Source organism: Proteus columbae, from assembly GCF_002777965.1.
Classification (GTDB): domain Bacteria; phylum Pseudomonadota; class Gammaproteobacteria; order Enterobacterales; family Enterobacteriaceae; genus Proteus; species Proteus columbae.
On record NZ_NGVR01000016.1, the window covers coordinates 22,288 to 39,344 of the forward strand.

Genomic DNA, 17,057 nt, shown 5'->3' on the forward strand with positions numbered 1-17,057 from the left:
AAAGAAGTTTGCAGTAAAAAGTTAGTCTATATCAATAAACCTGTTTCCTAGCAGGTAACCTCACCAGGGTTAAAGCAGTAAAAACAAACAACAATAAAAAACTAAAAGGCGATGTAATTGATGTTACACCGCCTTTTTCATTATTTAATTAACTAAATGTTCTAATACCATTGCACCAGCACCTTGAGAAACTATTTCATAAGCGTGGCTTGCTGGATAAACTTCTGTTTTTATATTTGGGAAAAGTGCGAGTTTAGTTTCAATCGTTTTTTTAACGGTATCAAAAAACGTATATTTAGGTATTAATGTTCCGCCGCAAACAACAATATCAGGTTGGAGCATTAAAATCGTATTTGCAATAGCAAGCCCATAGTAATAAGCCGCTTCTTCTAGTGCATCAATACACAGTGGATCTCGCATTTCTATTGCTTGAAAAATAGTGTGATAGTTAATTTCATCATCAGTACTGACCAGAGAAGTTAATAAAGAGTGCTTTCCTCGTCTTATTTGATTAATGATACTATTTTTTATGGCATCTAAAGAACACAATGTATTTAAACAACCATAAGAGCCACATTCACACAATAGCCCTTTTACATCAATTGTCATATGACCAAAACAATTCATAGTCGCTGAGGTATCAGTTAAAAACTGGTTACCAATAATGGCACACCCTCTTACTTCGGTATCACAAGAAGTAAATAAAAATCGTTGTGTTTTTTGGCGGTAATATAAACGAAATTCAGCTAAAGCGGCAAAATGAACACCACTTCCCACAGTAACGTACGTAGGAATTTTTTTACGTAATAGCGTTTCTAATTCACAAAATTCTTCATCGAGAGATTTTGAAGCCAATTGATGTTCGACAACATGCTCAATAGAAATTCCCAATCCTAAAACTTTTTCATAGCTGATGTTATTTTTTAATAACAAGGCATCAACTTTAGGTAATAGCTTATCTGTCATCTCATATGCAGATAAGTAAGGCTCTGGTGATATTTTAATTTTATCTAACATATTAAGTTTTAGATCCATCAATACAATGGTTGAATAGACCTTACTTAGTTCAATACCGATTAAAAACACCCCATCAGTATTAATATTATACAAAATAGGTTTTCGCCCACCCGTTGATTCACCTAATTCTGCTGTTGTAATTAATTGAAGAGCATTTAACTCGTCCAGTAGTCGAGCACAAGTAGCAGGCTTCATTTGTGCCAACTCAGTCAATGTTTCTGTTTTTATCGGCCCATTTTCTGCCACTAATTTATAAAGGCTTTTAAGTTTCAATGCTTTTGAAGTCTTAGAAGACTGAAGTTCTTTTAAATTTTTCAATAGCATAGCAACGTCCTTTATTAAATTATTGATTAGCAAAAGAGGGATATCGCTATCTTACTGTAAAAAAAGCAATAGTTCCTTAATCAAAACAAACAACATGATCTTAATCTCAAAATGAGAAAAAGTGAGTTGTTCATTTCTGTTTATCAGGCAAAGTACTCTCAACCACTATTTAAAACGTAATGACGATTTACACAGGAGAGAGTCATGCATCAGATTTCTGAAATTAATAAAGCAAAAGAATTTGTTCAATCTAGAACCACAGAAAAACCAACGATAGGGATCATTTTAGGATCAGGTTTAGGCCCTTTTGCCGATACATTAGAAGATGCCGTACACATTCCTTATCACACCATTCCACACTTTGCAGCGTCTGGGGCTGTGGGGCATGCTAATGAATTAGTGATTGGTAAAATTGCAGGAAAAACGGTTGTTGCAATGAAAGGTCGTTTTCATTACTACGAAGGTGTATCACTCGATGAAGTCACCTTTCCTGTCCGTGTAATGAAAGCATTAGGTGTTGAAAAGCTGATTATCACTAACGCATGTGGCGCGGTAAATACAGATTTTAATCCCGGTGATCTGATGCTAATTACGGATCATATTAACCTAACTGCAAATAACCCACTGATTGGACCAAATAACCCTGAATTAGGTGTTCGTTTTCTAGATGTTAGTGAAGTTTATAACAAAGCCATGCGCCAAATTGTTATTGATATTGCTAAAGAGCAGGATATTACCTTGCGTCAAGGTGTTTATGCATGGTGGACAGGGCCAACTTATGAAACACCAGCAGAAATTCGCATGATAAGAACATTAGGTGCAGATGCCGTGGGCATGTCAACCGTTCCAGAAGCACTTATTGCTCGCCATTCAGGTATTGATACCATTGGTATTTCATGCTTAACCAATATGGCTTGTGGCATTTTAGAACAGCCTCTTAGCCATGATGAAGTTATTGAAACCGCAGAACGTGTGAAATCAACCTTCTTAAAACTGATCAGTGAAGTGATTGCTCGCTTATAACTTTTTATCAATAAAAGAAAAAGTGGAGAATAGATAGCTGCCTATGCTCCACTGAAATCAATATCCCCAACAGTGGAGATTGTTATGGGTATAAAAATACAGCTCAAAGGCATGATGTTTATGCAATATTTTATCTGGGGAAGTTGGTTAATTACCCTAGGTGCATACATGATGCAAACATTAAACTTCACTGGGATTGAAGTTGGATTAGTTTATGGATCTAAAGGCATTGCTGCTCTGATTATGCCTGGTTTATTAGGTATCATTGCCGATAAATTTATTCCTGCAAATCGCTTATATATTATTTGTCATCTTATTTGCGCTGTTGCTTTATTCTTTGCGGCATCAGTGACTGATCCGACAATCATGTTCTGGGTTATGTTCATTAATGCCTTAGCATTTATGCCAACCATTGCGCTTTCAAATTCAATTGGCTATTTTTGCTTAAATAAACACCAACTAGATTCTGTTGCCCATTTTCCCCCTATTCGTGTTTTCGGTACGATAGGGTTTATTATCGCCATGTGGTGTGTGAGTTTATTTAAATTAGAACTCAGTAACACACAATTATATATTGCATCAGTAGCTTCTCTTTGTTTAGCTCTCTATTCATTTTGCTTACCTAAAATTCCAACAACTCAGCATAAACAATCAACCTCTTGGGCTTCTCGTTTAGGATTAGATGCCTTTGTTCTATTCAAAAAACCTATAATGGCAGTATTCTTTTTATTTGCCATGCTATTAGGTGCGGTACTTCAAATTACCAACACTTTTGGTAGCCCTTTTATTCATGATTTTGCTAAAAATCCTGGATTTGCCGATAGTTTAATTGTTCAATATCCATCAATTTTATTATCAGTATCACAAATGGCTGAAGTTGCCTTTATTTTAGCAATTCCTTTTTTCCTAAAGCGCTTTGGTATTAAAAAAGTCATGTTAATTAGTATGATTGCATGGACTTTACGTTTTGGATTATTTGCCTATGGCGATCCATCCCCTTGGGGTTTTGTATTGCTAATGCTTTCAATGATTGTTTATGGTTGTGCATTTGATTTCTTTAATATTTCAGGTTCTATCTATATCGAAAATGAAGTTAATCCTGAAATAAGAGCCAGTGCTCAAGGGTTGTTTATGACCATGGTCAATGGCGTTGGTGCATACGCCGGCTCTATTTTAAGTGGTATGGTTGTTGATCATTTTACAGTCAATGGAATGAAAGACTGGCAATCTATTTGGTTAATTTTTGCATCCTATACACTTATACTTGCTATTGTATTTATATTTGCATTTAAAGAAAATAAAGTTAGTAATTATAAAAAAGATTTTTCATAATTAATTTATATACATTCCTTTTAAAATGATAATAAGCCTTTATTGGTTTGTTATCATTTTCACCTCACTCAATATAAAACATTATTAAATCATCTATCTTTTTTTAAACCAAGTTCGTTTTTAAAAGAAATTTAACATAAAACCGAATAAAATAAGTATGCTTTTACATGGAAAATATTTATAAAAAAAGGATATTAATATATTATGAGTGCTATCTATAAACATGATATTTCAAAATTAAATGAGATTATTAAATTAATAAAAAGTTTTAAGCCATTAATGAGATGGGCAAAACAAGATCCTAATAGTGAATTTACAGAAGTAACATTCAGTTTTCCAAACTGGAGTCAATTAAGAGGTGATAAATATAAGACGCTCACAACATTTAATGAGCATCAAAAAAAAATTGCTAAAAAAGTATTACAACAATGGTCAGATGTGGCTAATATAAACTTTGTTGAAAAAGATACTAAACATGATACTCATATAAAATTTGGTGCTTTTAATAATATAAATGAAATAACAAAAGACAATTCCCATTTAGTCGCAGGTGTTGCAACATTCCCATTAAACAATATAGAGCCAAATAAAAAAATAGAAAAAATCACTGATTATAGTATAGGAGGACATGTTTGGATTAATATATCTTCAACTACACTTATAAAAAAATTCAATAAAAATGAAATAACACCAGAGCAAAAAAATAAAATAAATTTATTCAAAGAAAAATCAGACAATATAAAATATTATTATATAGAAACAGATACTCATATTACTTTATATAAAAACAGTAATGAAAACGGTCATATAAATAATCAACCTATAATATTAGAAAAAGGAAATAGCGAAACTCAAACTTATATACATGAAACTGGACATGCTCTTGGTTTACCACATACCTTTAGAGCAAATGATCCTAATAATCCTGATATTGAAGAAAATAGTTTAAAATATTCAATAATGTCATATCGCTATCCAAAAATAGAAGATGCTGATTTTATTGGATTATTCCCCATGTCTCCATTATTAATCGATATATATGTTATTCAAAAGTTCTATGGCGTAAATGTAACGACGCGAACAGGTGATACTATTTATGGTTTTAACTCTAATACAGAAAGAGATTTTTATAGTCTATACATGCCAGATGATATCATCATTAGTTGTATATGGGATGCTGGTGGCAATGATACACTTGATTTTTCGAAATATAATATTGAGCAGAAAATAAATCTTAATCAAGGTTCTTTTTCTGATGTGGGCGGACTAAAAAGCAATATTTCCATTGCCTATGGAGCAATAATCGAAAATGCAATAGGAGGTGAGAATAATGATCACATCATTGGTAATGAAGTAAACAATAACCTATTTGGTGGTAAAGGTAGTGATATTATTTATGGGCACGATGGTGATGATAACATTTTTGGAGGTGAAGATAGTGATGCACTTTATGGTAACGAAGGTAATGATTTTATTAATGGAGAAGATGGTCGTGATATAATTTCTGGCGGTAATGGGCATAATACACTGTTCGGAGGAAAGCACGCTGATATGTTTTTTTTCGAAATTAGCGACAAGACAAATAGCCATAATAAAATTATGGATTATAATATCCATGAAGATTTTCTTATTTTCCTAGATGAAAATAAAACAAACCTAAACATCGAAAATCTTTTATCTCAAAATTTAATCTCGTTTAAGATGAGTTATCAAAAAGAATATAACTTAACAAAATTAGAAATAAAAACAAACGAAAAACTAGAAGCTCCAAATTTAACAATAGATATTGTTGGAAATTTTAGTTATGAAGATCTATTTTGTTAATATAATTAATTATCTTAAAAAATAATGGACAATATATAAGGCTTGTATTCAATCAAGCCTTATCATGGGGAATTAAATATATTATAAAATTATGACAGCATTATATAATAACATTAAAAAACATCTCTCTAGATAAGGTAACCTAAAATTTATTTACTTAGTTAAATTATTCTGACTTAAAACACACCTCACATCACAATTATTTAAAAACTTATTTTCCCCCTCTAGATTAATATCAATAAATAGCTATCTTTATTATCGCTGGCGTTCGCCAGATAATTAAACTATTTTCAACATGAAAATAAACTTAACCTAAACTTGATATCCGGAGGATATTATGGGTTCTTCTTTATTAAAAAAAGCAGTAGGATTATCTAATGTTTCTGACTTATTAGATAAAAGTGGAATTTTTTATAATTTCTCAGCTAAAACTCTACTTTCTTTTGATTATGATACTGCTGGAAAACATATTGCACGAGAAAACTCCACATGGAATGGGAAGTATGTTATTGGACAAGCAGCAGAAGTGACATATTCATTCCCAACTTGGGCTGGTAAAAAGTTTAATGATTTTGGTGATAAAAATCCCTATGGATTTAATTCAACACAAAAAGATCATGCAAGACAATCTTTAGATGCATGGTCTGATATTGCAAATATCAAATTTACCGAAGTAGCACCAGGTGTAAAATCAGATATTACTTTTGGTAATATTACTGATCCATATGGCAAATTTCAGGCTTATGCAACGCTACCAAATACCTATAGCTATGGACGTGATCTTTCAGGTCAAGCTTGGTTCAGTGATTATTATCGAGCTGGTAATACAACACCTGAATTAGGTAATTATGGACGTTTAACAATTATCCATGAAATTGGTCATGCACTTGGTTTAATGCACCCTGGTGATTACAACGCAGGACAAAATGTACCTGGATATTTAAAATCTGACTACGCTGAAGATAGTCGCCAATATACTGTTATGAGTTATTGGGATGAATATGAAACAGGTGCACACTTCCAAGGTGCTTATGCCGGAGCGCCTTTACTTCATGATATTTCAGCAATGCAATATCTTTATGGCGCAAATACCACCACCAGAACAGGTGATGATGTTTACGGTTTCAACTCAAATACAGGTATTGATTATTACACAGCAACAAGCAGCAACGATAAATTAATATTCTCAGTTTGGGATAGTAGTGGTAATGATACTTTTGACTTCTCAGGATATTATCAAGATCAAGTTATTGATTTACGTGAGGGTCATTTCTCTGATGTTGGCGGACTACAGAAAAACGTTTCTATTGCACAAGGCGTTACAATAGAAAATGCAATCGGTGGCTCTGGTAATGATATTATCTACGGAAATGATGCTGATAATATTCTCATCGGTGGCGGTGGCCAAGATACATTATGGGGTGGTACAGGTAGTAATACCTTTGTTTATAAAGAGATCTCCGACTCTCTGGTATCTGCCGCTGACAAGATAATGGACTTCAAATCAGGTATTGATAAGATTGATCTATCAGAATTAATCGAAAATACCTTTAGCCATAAATTCCTTAACTTTGTTGATAATTTTACAGGTCGCTCGGGTGAAGCAACCATTAAATATGATCAATCAACAAACTCAAGTGAACTTGCTATTAATGCTTATGGCTATGGATATAGCCCTGATTTCAAAATTGACATTGTAGGATTTGTTAATTACGAAACTGACTTTATTGTTTAATTTATCATGGGTAGGAGAAAACTATTTCTCCTACCTTTCTTTTACCTATAAGGAGCTATTTTTATATTATCTTCTTAAAAAAATAGATAGATTCATCACTCCATATTGATAGAAGAAGTGCAGTAAATAGCCATAAAGCAGATAGGAATAAAATCAGGAATAACATTATGTCAGCAAGCAAAAACAATAATGAGATAACAAATATTATAAAAGAGAGAAAGAAAGTATTTCTTTCCATTGGAATATTTACAGCCTTAATAAATATTTTAATGTTAGTTCCTTCCATTTATATGTTGCAAGTTTATGATCGAGTCTTACCTTCAGGTAATGAAATGACTTTATTAATGCTAACGCTCATTATGTTAACATTATTTATTTTTATGGGAGGATTAGAATACTTAAGAAGCATTATTGTCATTAGAATGAGTAACAAACTTGATTTATCCTTAAATTCAAGAATTTATACTGCCGCATATCAAGCAAAATTAAACAAAACGCCCGGTATTAATTCCTCTTTAGCATTTAATGACTTAGTGACTATTAGGCAATTTATTACAAGTCACGCCATTTTTGCTTTTTTTGATTTACCTTGGTTTCCTATTTATCTTCTTGTTATCGCATTATTTAACCCATGGTTAGGATTATTTGCACTATGTGGTGCGCTCGTTTTATTTTCTTTGGCAATTCTTAATGAATATTTGTCTCGAGCATCCTTAAAAAAGGCCAATGAGTTTGCTAATCAAGCTCAGGTAATACAAGGTCATCATTTTGAACATCCACAGCCTATTGAAGCAATGGGAATGCTAGGTTATTTACGTAACCAATGGCAAATTGCTCATTTTAAATATCTACAAGCACAAACTCATGCAAGTGATAATGCAGCAGGTATCACTGCAATAACAAAAGTTACCCGAATGGCACTGCAATCTTTAATGCTAGGATTAGGTGGATGGCTAGCAATAGATAATACAATTAGCCCAGGAATGATGATCGCAGGATCAATACTATTAGGCCGCGCTTTAGCACCGATTGAACAAGTTATTGGTGTATGGAAAAACTGGGATAGTAGTAAAGAAGCTTATAAAAGGTTAACCACACTATTAAAAACGTATCCTGAAGAAAATAAAAAAATGGCGCTACCTGCTCCTAAAGGTGAATTAACGGTAAATATTAACCAAGCTCAATACCCACAAACGGAACGCATCTTATTAAATAATATTCATTTTTCACTAAGCCCCAGCGATGTGCTTGGTATTATTGGCCCTAGTGCTTCAGGAAAATCCTCTTTAGCTAAATTTATTGTTGGTATATGGGAAGTTAAAACTGGTGCCATACGTCTTGATAATGCAGATATATATCAATGGAATAAAAGTGAAGTTGGTCGATATATTGGATACCTTCCTCAAGAAATCGCCCTTTTCCCTGGTACGATTGCCGAAAATATTGCTCGCTTTTCTGAAATAGATCCTCAAAAAGTCACTCAAGCTGCAATGATGGCAAATGTTCATGAAATGATTTTACGTTTTCCTGATGGTTATGAAACCGTTATTGGCGCTCATGGTGAAGGATTGTCTGGAGGACAACGCCAACGTATTGCGTTAGCTCGTGCATTGTATGGTGATCCGGCTCTAGTCGTTTTAGATGAACCAAATTCTAATTTAGATGATTTGGGCATTAAAGCTTTAATGCAAGCAATTCAAATACTCAAACAAAATAAAAAAACTGTTATATTAATCACGCATCAAAAACAATTACTCTCAGTAACCAATAAACTCTTAGTTCTTTTCGATGGTCACACTAAATTATTTGGCTCTACAACAGCGGTTATTGCTGAGTTAAATAACTCATCAGTAATAAAGAGTACGCCAACACCTACACCTATTACTCAAAGCAATATTTAATATTGAGAAGACTATTATGATCACAAAAAAAAATGAAATCGATATTGTTCATGGTATTTCAGATGATCCTAGAAAATTCTTAATAATAGGATGGTCAGTTATTCTTTTAGGTCTTGCTATTTTTATTTTTTGGGCAGCTTTTGCTCCTTTAGATAAAGGTGTATCTGCGAAAGGAAATGTCTCAATTTCAGGTAATAAAAAGAGTGTTCAAGCTTCAGTAGAAGGTATTATTACTGATATTTTAGTGAAAAATGGTGATAGCGTAATCGAAGGTCAAACGCTTATTCAATTAAGCCCTATTCAATCAAAGGCTTTAGTCAAATCTTTATCCGATCAATATGATAATTTACTGATTACTCAACAACGCTTATATGCTCAATTAAATGAAAAAACAGAATTTATCTTAGATCCTAATGAAAAATATTATTCTCCTTCAGAGAATTTAAATAAATTATCCCTATTGCAAAATAAATTACTTAATGAAAAGTATATTGAGTTACATAGTGAAATAAATGGCTATAATGCTATTATTGATGGTATTTCTAATCGTTTAGTTCATTTAAAAAGATCTACGCTAAATAAACAGCATCAAATTGATAGCTTAAAAACTCAAATCAAAGATTTATACACACTTGCTAATGAGGGTTATATTCCCCGTCATCGTTACCAAGAAATTGAGCGTGAACTCGCTGAAAATAATAACCATCTTAATGATACATATGGGCAAATAAGCACATTAGAAAAACAAAAATTGGAATATCAACAAAAAATATTGCAACGAAACGCTAATTTTTATCAATCGGCACGTACTGAACTTAACCAAATTCAATTACAAATTAGTGAAACAGAAAAACAGCTTATCATTGAAATAGATAAACTAAAAAAGATGAAAATCACGGCCCCTATTTCAGGAATAGTAATGGATTTATCTGTTTTCACCCAAGGTGGAGTTGTAAGAACAGGCCAAACATTAATGGAAGTTGTTCCTCAAGATCATCAATTAATTATTGAGGCACGTTTAGCACCTCATCTTATTGATAAAGTTACACTTGGTCTTCCTGTTGATTTAATGTTTAGTGCATTCAATCAAAATACAACACCTAAAATTCCCGGAGAGGTAACATTAATTTCAGCGGATAGGCTTATTGATGAAAGAACGACAGAACCTTATTACCAAGTATTTATTAATGTTAAAGATAATACTCTTCTTACAGACAATAAAAATCAATTAAAGGCAGGGATGCCAGTTGATGTATTTATTAATACAGGCGATCGCTCATTACTAAATTATCTCTTCAAGCCTGTTTTAGATAGGATCCATACTTCATTGACGGAAGAATAATGATGCAAATAAAAAAGTTCTCTGCCATTTTATCTATATGGATGATAAGTTTTCACACTTTTGCGATCAGCTTATCTGATCTCTATTTCTTAGCAGTAAAAAATGACCCTACGTTTAATGCTGCGATTAAAGAACAGGTTGCCGGTAAAGAGTATGAAAATATTGGCTTATCTCAATTACTTCCAAGTGTACATGTAAACTATCAAAATAACCCACGAAATTGGCAACGAAAAGTTTATCCTATTAATACGAATCAAGGGGAAATAGAAAGAACAGAATATCAAAATTATCAAAGCCATTCTGTTAGTGCTATTATTAGCCAACCACTCTTTGATTACACAGCATTTAGTGATTACAAATCATCCGTAATCAAAACATTATTATCGGACAGCCGTTATCAAGTAAAATTTTCCGAATTAGTAATTAGATTAGTGGATAATTATATAGAATTGGCTTATGCGCAAGATAAATTATTATTAAACCTTTCACAGCAAGAGATTTATAAACAACAACTAATATCAAGTCAGCGTTTATTCGAATTAGGAGAAGGAACAAAAACAGATATTTCAGAGATCCAAACACGCTTATATTTAACTCAATCGCAATATACCGATATCCAGCTTGAGTTAGATAATGCAAAAAATAAACTAAGTTCGATGATTGGTACACCGCTACCTTATGCAGAACATATAGCAAAATTAAGCACTAATAGTTTTATATTACAACCTATCACACCCAATAATTACGAGTCATGGGAAAATGAGGCTATGCAAAGCAACCTCAATATTCAAACAGCTCGTTATGAAATGGCAATAGCAAAACAAGAAGTGGAAAAAAATAGAGGTGAATTTTTCCCAACAGTGCAACTCTATGCTTCTTATTCTAATAGTGATTCAGATAGCAATAATACCGTAAATCAAAAATATCAATCAGCGAATGTTGGCTTTTATGTCAGCTTACCTTTATTTAATGGTGGAAAAACAACAGCTTCAATGCGTCAATCTACTGCATTGTATCAAATGAGTGCATTTGAAAGAGATGCAATTATTCAGCAGATCACACAAGAATTACGCCATCAATACCAAATATGTACAACGAGTAATATTAAATTGAACGCCTATGAGCAATCCGTTTCTTCTGCTAAATTGCAATTAGATGCGACTCAAAAAAGTTATATTGGCGGGCAGAGAACAATGGTCGATGTTCTTAATGCTGAAGAATTATTATATCGCGCTCAACAAGATTTAATTAAAGCTAAATATGATTATATTCAGGCTTGGACATTATTACATCAATATACGAATACCTTAGATATTGAAAAAATAAAATTGATTGAAGGTTATTTTCAATAAAATTACTAAATTTTTTAATAAGAAATATTAATATAATTATAAAAGTCCTAGATCATAATTAGATATAGGACTTTTAGTTATAAGCAATAGTTAATTGCTTATTTTAGCTAGCGGGTATCATCACTTCTTTTTAGTACCGTACAACGTTAATACACGGTGAGTAAGAGCAATTGATGCTAGACCGATAAAACATTCAGCTAGGAAAATCAGCATAAATTACCCCCATTCATAAGTACATTTTGTTTGGGCGGGGGTTCTGATAAAGTAAAGTGACTTCTCATATAGTGCTTAGCTAACTCCGATTTAATGGACACATTTTAAACCTACCATTAAAACTAAAAAGAGCAAAATATATTTCTCAACAAAATCCATTTTTTGGCTTTGATCACATAAAAACAACACAAAAAATCAAATTCATATCATTTTAAAAGCTGAAATTAAATTTAATTGCTCTTTTATAGCCGTCTCTTGAAAAATATAAATAGCCTTTAAAATCAGTTAATTAAAGAAAACAAATGTTAAATCACCCCGTTTTTCTACAATAGGTTTTATCTTTAACTGACTTATAACAGATAATATTTCTTTTCGCTCAGGTCGGACTAAAACAATCGCAAGCCCTTGATAGTTCTTCTCTTCAATTAAGTTAACTAGCTGCTTAAGATCATAATATTTATTTTGCACATCAGGATATGCCAGACCATAAGCGAGCTCCCCTTTCGTCTCTGTTAAACGAATATCAGTACGTTTTAAACCCCATGCTAAAGACGTCCCGATCCCAACTTCATCAGTTAAAATATAAGGCTTATCTGCTAGCTGATTATAATAGTGATTAATTGCCTTTTCAGGGGTGCTTTTGCTTTCTATTTTATGAGGAATAACATACCCAATTACTAGACTTAATCCTATCGAGCAAAATAAAGTCAGTAAGCGTGTGGGTTTAAAGAAAGAAGCAACCCCCACCGCACTCCAGCATAAGAAGCCCACAATACCCAGCAACGCTTTATATTGCTCATTTGTTTCGTATAACGTAAATCGTGTAGAGAAAAGCGAATAAACAATAATAGAGACGCCTATAAGCCCAAAAACAGTATTTATGATCGCATTAATATTATGAATTTTTTCATGGTGTTTGTTTTTTAGCTCTTCCATATAATGTGCAATCAAGATAGAAAGTGGCGCAAAACAAGGCAACATATAGGTTAATAACTTACCGCTGGAGGCAGAAAAGAAAACAAAAAATAGGAATAACCAAAACGAAAAATAAAGAGTTCCCTTCTTCAGGAAAATAGCTGATTTAATAGCCCCAAATAAGAACCCTAACCAAGGCAAAATACCTAAAATAACAATAGGTAAATAAAACCACATAGGTTGTGATCTTGCTGATCCCTTTTCAACAAAGCGTTGAACGTGCTCAACCCAAAAGAAGTAGTGCCAATAATCAGGTGCCTGAAGTGCAACTGAAATCACCCATGGGCCAGCAATAATAAGCATAGAAATAAGCGCTATTGGTGCATAACAAAGGACTTCTTTAAAACGAGATAAACTAATTGCGGTTACAACAAAAACTAATGCGGGTAATACAACAGCAATAAAACCTTTGGTTAAAAAACCTAATCCACAGAAAATACCAACGAGAATATAAGCTTTAATTTTACCCTTTCTATTAGTTGCATGTAATCCAGATAAAAAATAATACATTGCTGCTGTGACAAACATTGTCACTATAGGATCAAGAATATTGTAAGTACCAATAGCTAACACAAGAAACGAGGATAAAAAGACCATTAGTGCATTAAACGCCAAAGTACGGTTATGCCAAACTAGCATAGCAGCACGATAAACAAATAAGCCGGTTAATAAGGTTGAAGTTACAACAACAATACGAACAGAAAAATTACCACCGCCAAATAGCCATTGTGCAATGCTGTTTAGCCAATACCCCAATACTGGCTTTTCAAAATAGCGAATATCCAGCATATAGGGTACAGACCAATTACCTGATACAAGCATTTCTCGACTAATTTCAGCATAACGGATCTCATCAGGTTGCCAGAGTAGTCGTGTTTCGAGAGGAATTAAATAAGTTAAAAATATAAAAATAAAAAGTAGAAACCATTTATATTTTTCTAAAAAATCAACACGCATATATTCCCCGTTAAAATAAAACAATATCACTTTATATGAACTATTCACTTAGAATAGCTATCCTATAAAAGATTCAATTATTATTTATTAAATTATAATTAATTAACTTATTGTTTTATTTTTAATCAACAAAAATAACAGCAAAACACCAACATTATCAATATTAATCAGCAAGATATGATAAGAAAAGGTTAATGGAACAACTAATAAAACCTTAATATTTTATTAAATTTTTTAAAAACCAGAGAGTTTTTTATCTACGTTTTATCTAGATACTATTAAAAGAAAAAAAGAGAGGATAAAAAATTAAAAATAAACAGAAAATAAACAGAAAATATAAATAAAGAAAACCAGAAGAAACTTATTCTGGTTTTTGATTACTTTATTTAATTATATGATGATAAAAATCTTATTTACTAAACTCTTTAAAAGCGCCCATGGTGTTGGATGCATACATAACTGAAGGGCCGCCCCCCATATAAATAGCAACGCCTAATGCTTCCGCAAGTTCTTGCTCTGTTGTGCCTAATTCCACAAGTGTTTTTGTATGAAATCCAATACAACCATCACAACGATTTGCAACTGCAATTGCAATGGCGATCAATTCTTTTGTTTTTGCATCTAAAGCGCCTTCTTTACCACCCGCTTTTGTCGTGCTCATAAAAGCTTTCATTACGTCTGGAATATTTTGAGACAATGCCCCCATGTTACCTGCAATGTCTGTTACTATTTCTTTGTACTTGCTCATTTTTGATCCCTTACAATATATTTTTTTATATAATATAAAAATATAATATCAAACTATATAATCTAAGCAAGCTAATTTGATGTGAGATGATCTTTTCTATTGTAATAGTTACCGAAAAAGAGGTTTAAAGTGTCTATTTTAGATGAATGGGCTGAACGCCATATCGAAAAAGCGTTACAAAAAGGGGAACTTTCATCACTTAAAGGTGAAGGAAAACCGTTGATCCTTGATGATAATAGCCATGTTCCTGAGTCACTTAGAGCAAGCTACCACTTATTAAAGAATGCGGGTTTTTTACCGCCTGAAATGCAAGATAGGAAAGAAGCCTTATCCCTAGCTGAAATCTTAAGCACATTAAATGAAACTGGAATAGAGAATGAATCACTGCAAAAACGCTTGGCATTACTTGAATTGAAATTACAGCAGGCTGGTTTAGATACTCAATTTTTACATACGGACTATGCCACACAACTGACAGAAAAATTAGCAAATCATAAAAAAGAAACCGAACAAAAATAATGAAATATCAAAATAGAAAAAGCCTATACATCCCTGTATAAGCTTCTATCATCGCAGAGAATTAACCTGCGGTTGGAGAATAATACGTTGGTGAGCCTGGTCCTACTGGTAAGTTGAATACAAATACCCATAAATAGAATAATAATGACCAACCAATTAAGAAAATAACGGAATATGGCAACATCATAGAGATCATAGTACCAATACCGGTGTCTTTCTTATATTTTGTTGCGACTGCTAATATCAAACCAAAATAACTCATCATTGGTGTAATGATATTAGTGACAGAATCTCCTATTCGATATGCTGCTTGAATTGTCTCTGGCGCATAACCTGCAAGCATTAACATTGGTACAAAGATAGGTGCTGTAACAGCCCATTGTGCTGATGCTGAACCAATCATTAAGTTAATAAAAGCACAGATTAAAATAAAGCCTAAGAACAGTAATCCACTTGGCATATCAATGCTATTAAGTAATGCTGCACCCTTAACAGCAATAACCTGACCGATGTTTGTCCAACCAAAGAACGCAACAAACTGAGCCGCAAAGAAAATAATTACTAAATATAGCCCAAGCGTGCTCATCGAATTCGCCATGGCATCCACGATGTCTTTATCTGTACGCATTGTCTTAGCAATCCATCCGTAAACAATACCCGGAATTGCAAAGAATAAGAAAATAAAGACAACAATAGATTTTAAGAAAGGAGAATTACCAATTAACCCTGTTTCTTGGTTTCTCAATATGCCATTTTCAGGAACAACCGTTAGCGCCAAAATCACGCCCATAACAATAAATGTTCCTGTTGCAGCCCATAATGCTTTCTTTTCTAGTGGCGTAACTTCAGCAGCATTCCTTAAATCATTTTCTTCATCATCAAGTTCGTTGCCGTTATAAGGCCCTAATTGAGGCTCGACGATTTTTTCTGTAATGAAGTAACCTAAGAAAGTAATAAGGAATGTACTGACAAACATAAAGTACCAGTTTGCTTCAGCACCAACGATATAAGTTGGATCTATAATACGCGCCGCTTGCTGTGTAATACCCGATAATAATGGATCTATTGTCCCTAAGAGTAAGTTGGCAGAATAACCGCCTGAAACCCCAGCAAAGGCAGCCGCTAGACCAGCAAGAGGATGCCGCCCTAACGAATGGAAGATAATTGCTGATAACGGTATCAATACCACATAACCTAATTCAGCCGCGGTATTCGACATAATACCAGCAAAGACAATTGCTAATGTGGTCATTTTGCGAGGTGCTTTCATTACCACTAAACGCATAACCGCAGATAATAAACCTGCACGTTCAGCAATACCGACACCTAATAACGCCACCAGCACCGTACCTAAAGGCGCAAAACCAGTAAAGTTTGTGACGACATTTGCCAATATACGACGAATACCATCCGCATCTAACAAACTAATAATGTGAATGTAGCCATCTTCTGCACGTCCTTTGGCACCTTCTGGTCGGGGATCTTGTACCGTAACGCCAAAATATTCACCAACTGCCGAAGAGACAAGTAAAATAGCAATTAAAATAATAAATAAAATAACGGGATGGGGTAGCGCATTTCCTAGCCATTCCACTGTGCGTAGAAAGCGACTGCCTCCCTGTTTTTTTGTTTGCATCATTTATCCTTTTTATAAAAAAAACAGAAAATGCACAGTACACAACCCTTTTTATTATGACTATCTGTTAATCCTATTTATAAGCACTTTATTTAAGATAAAAATTAGGATAAAGTTATCAAATAAAATATTTTTTACCTTATTAAACAATCAAATAAA

At 33.1% G+C, this 17,057-nt stretch carries 12 protein-coding genes; 8 read left to right on the top strand and 4 right to left on the bottom strand.

The window, feature by feature from the left end; all coding sequences use genetic code 11:
* Positions 1-144: 144 nt before the first annotated feature.
* Positions 145-1,341, bottom strand: a complete 1,197-nt coding sequence (locus CBE70_RS06585) for an ROK family protein (protein WP_100158710.1) — start codon at positions 1,339-1,341, stop codon at positions 145-147.
* A 204-nt stretch (positions 1,342-1,545) separates the two neighbouring features.
* Here CBE70_RS06585 and CBE70_RS06590 point away from each other — a divergent pair, with 204 nt between their 5' ends.
* The 7 genes from CBE70_RS06590 (at position 1,546) to CBE70_RS06620 (ending at position 11,850) form a co-directional block, all read left to right on the top strand.
* Complete coding sequence (locus CBE70_RS06590) at positions 1,546-2,364, top strand: purine-nucleoside phosphorylase (protein WP_100158711.1); 819 nt, start codon at positions 1,546-1,548, stop codon at positions 2,362-2,364.
* Positions 2,365-2,448: 84 nt separating this feature from the next.
* Positions 2,449-3,696: a nucleoside permease gene (locus CBE70_RS06595; RefSeq protein ID WP_100158712.1), complete on the top strand. Its 1,248-nt coding sequence runs from the start codon at positions 2,449-2,451 to the stop codon at positions 3,694-3,696.
* A 204-nt stretch (positions 3,697-3,900) separates the two neighbouring features.
* On the top strand, positions 3,901-5,520 hold the full coding sequence (locus CBE70_RS06600; RefSeq protein ID WP_100158713.1) for a M10 family metallopeptidase C-terminal domain-containing protein: 1,620 nt from the start codon (positions 3,901-3,903) through the stop codon (positions 5,518-5,520).
* 337 nt (positions 5,521-5,857) lie between these two features.
* Positions 5,858-7,255, top strand: a complete 1,398-nt coding sequence (locus CBE70_RS06605) for a serralysin family metalloprotease (protein ID WP_100158714.1) — start codon at positions 5,858-5,860, stop codon at positions 7,253-7,255.
* Between the two features lie 167 nt (positions 7,256-7,422).
* Entirely contained in the window at positions 7,423-9,156 is a 1,734-nt protein-coding gene (locus tag CBE70_RS06610) for a type I secretion system permease/ATPase (RefSeq protein WP_100158715.1), read from the top strand.
* Between the two features lie 16 nt (positions 9,157-9,172).
* Positions 9,173-10,498: an HlyD family type I secretion periplasmic adaptor subunit gene (locus CBE70_RS06615; protein WP_100158716.1), complete on the top strand. Its 1,326-nt coding sequence runs from the start codon at positions 9,173-9,175 to the stop codon at positions 10,496-10,498.
* Positions 10,498-11,850 carry a TolC family outer membrane protein gene (locus CBE70_RS06620; protein WP_100158717.1) on the top strand — a complete coding sequence of 451 codons (1,353 nt, stop codon included), beginning with the start codon at positions 10,498-10,500 and terminating at the stop codon, positions 11,848-11,850. The genes CBE70_RS06615 and CBE70_RS06620 overlap by 1 nt, the downstream gene beginning before the upstream one ends.
* Before the next feature lie 498 nt (positions 11,851-12,348).
* On the opposite strand, the gene arnT is transcribed toward CBE70_RS06620, so the two are convergent.
* A complete protein-coding gene (gene arnT / locus CBE70_RS06625) occupies positions 12,349-13,995 on the bottom strand; it encodes a lipid IV(A) 4-amino-4-deoxy-L-arabinosyltransferase (protein ID WP_100158718.1) in 1,647 nt (548 codons plus the stop codon).
* Between the two features lie 409 nt (positions 13,996-14,404).
* Positions 14,405-14,743 carry a carboxymuconolactone decarboxylase family protein gene (locus CBE70_RS06630; RefSeq protein ID WP_100158719.1) on the bottom strand — a complete coding sequence of 113 codons (339 nt, stop codon included), beginning with the start codon at positions 14,741-14,743 and terminating at the stop codon, positions 14,405-14,407.
* A gap of 129 nt (positions 14,744-14,872) precedes the next feature.
* Here CBE70_RS06630 and CBE70_RS06635 point away from each other — a divergent pair, with 129 nt between their 5' ends.
* Entirely contained in the window at positions 14,873-15,262 is a 390-nt protein-coding gene (locus CBE70_RS06635) for a DnaJ family domain-containing protein (protein ID WP_100158720.1), read from the top strand.
* A gap of 61 nt (positions 15,263-15,323) precedes the next feature.
* Here the strand turns inward: CBE70_RS06635 and CBE70_RS06640 are convergent, their stop codons facing one another.
* Positions 15,324-16,898 carry an AbgT family transporter gene (locus CBE70_RS06640; RefSeq protein WP_100158721.1) on the bottom strand — a complete coding sequence of 525 codons (1,575 nt, stop codon included), beginning with the start codon at positions 16,896-16,898 and terminating at the stop codon, positions 15,324-15,326.
* Positions 16,899-17,057 lie beyond the last annotated feature (159 nt).

Coding starts and splice junctions, on each gene's coding strand:
- CBE70_RS06620 (WP_100158717.1), top strand. CDS start 10,498: ATGATGCAAATAAAAAAGTTCTCTGCCATTTTATCTATATGGATGATA.
- CBE70_RS06605 (WP_100158714.1), top strand. CDS start 5,858: ATGGGTTCTTCTTTATTAAAAAAAGCAGTAGGATTATCTAATGTTTCT.
- CBE70_RS06610 (WP_100158715.1), top strand. CDS start 7,423: ATGTCAGCAAGCAAAAACAATAATGAGATAACAAATATTATAAAAGAG.
- arnT (WP_100158718.1), bottom strand. CDS start 13,995: ATGCGTGTTGATTTTTTAGAAAAATATAAATGGTTTCTACTTTTTATT.
- CBE70_RS06615 (WP_100158716.1), top strand. CDS start 9,173: ATGATCACAAAAAAAAATGAAATCGATATTGTTCATGGTATTTCAGAT.
- CBE70_RS06585 (WP_100158710.1), bottom strand. CDS start 1,341: ATGCTATTGAAAAATTTAAAAGAACTTCAGTCTTCTAAGACTTCAAAA.
- CBE70_RS06600 (WP_100158713.1), top strand. CDS start 3,901: ATGAGTGCTATCTATAAACATGATATTTCAAAATTAAATGAGATTATT.
- CBE70_RS06595 (WP_100158712.1), top strand. CDS start 2,449: ATGGGTATAAAAATACAGCTCAAAGGCATGATGTTTATGCAATATTTT.
- CBE70_RS06640 (WP_100158721.1), bottom strand. CDS start 16,898: ATGCAAACAAAAAAACAGGGAGGCAGTCGCTTTCTACGCACAGTGGAA.
- CBE70_RS06590 (WP_100158711.1), top strand. CDS start 1,546: ATGCATCAGATTTCTGAAATTAATAAAGCAAAAGAATTTGTTCAATCT.
- CBE70_RS06630 (WP_100158719.1), bottom strand. CDS start 14,743: ATGAGCAAGTACAAAGAAATAGTAACAGACATTGCAGGTAACATGGGG.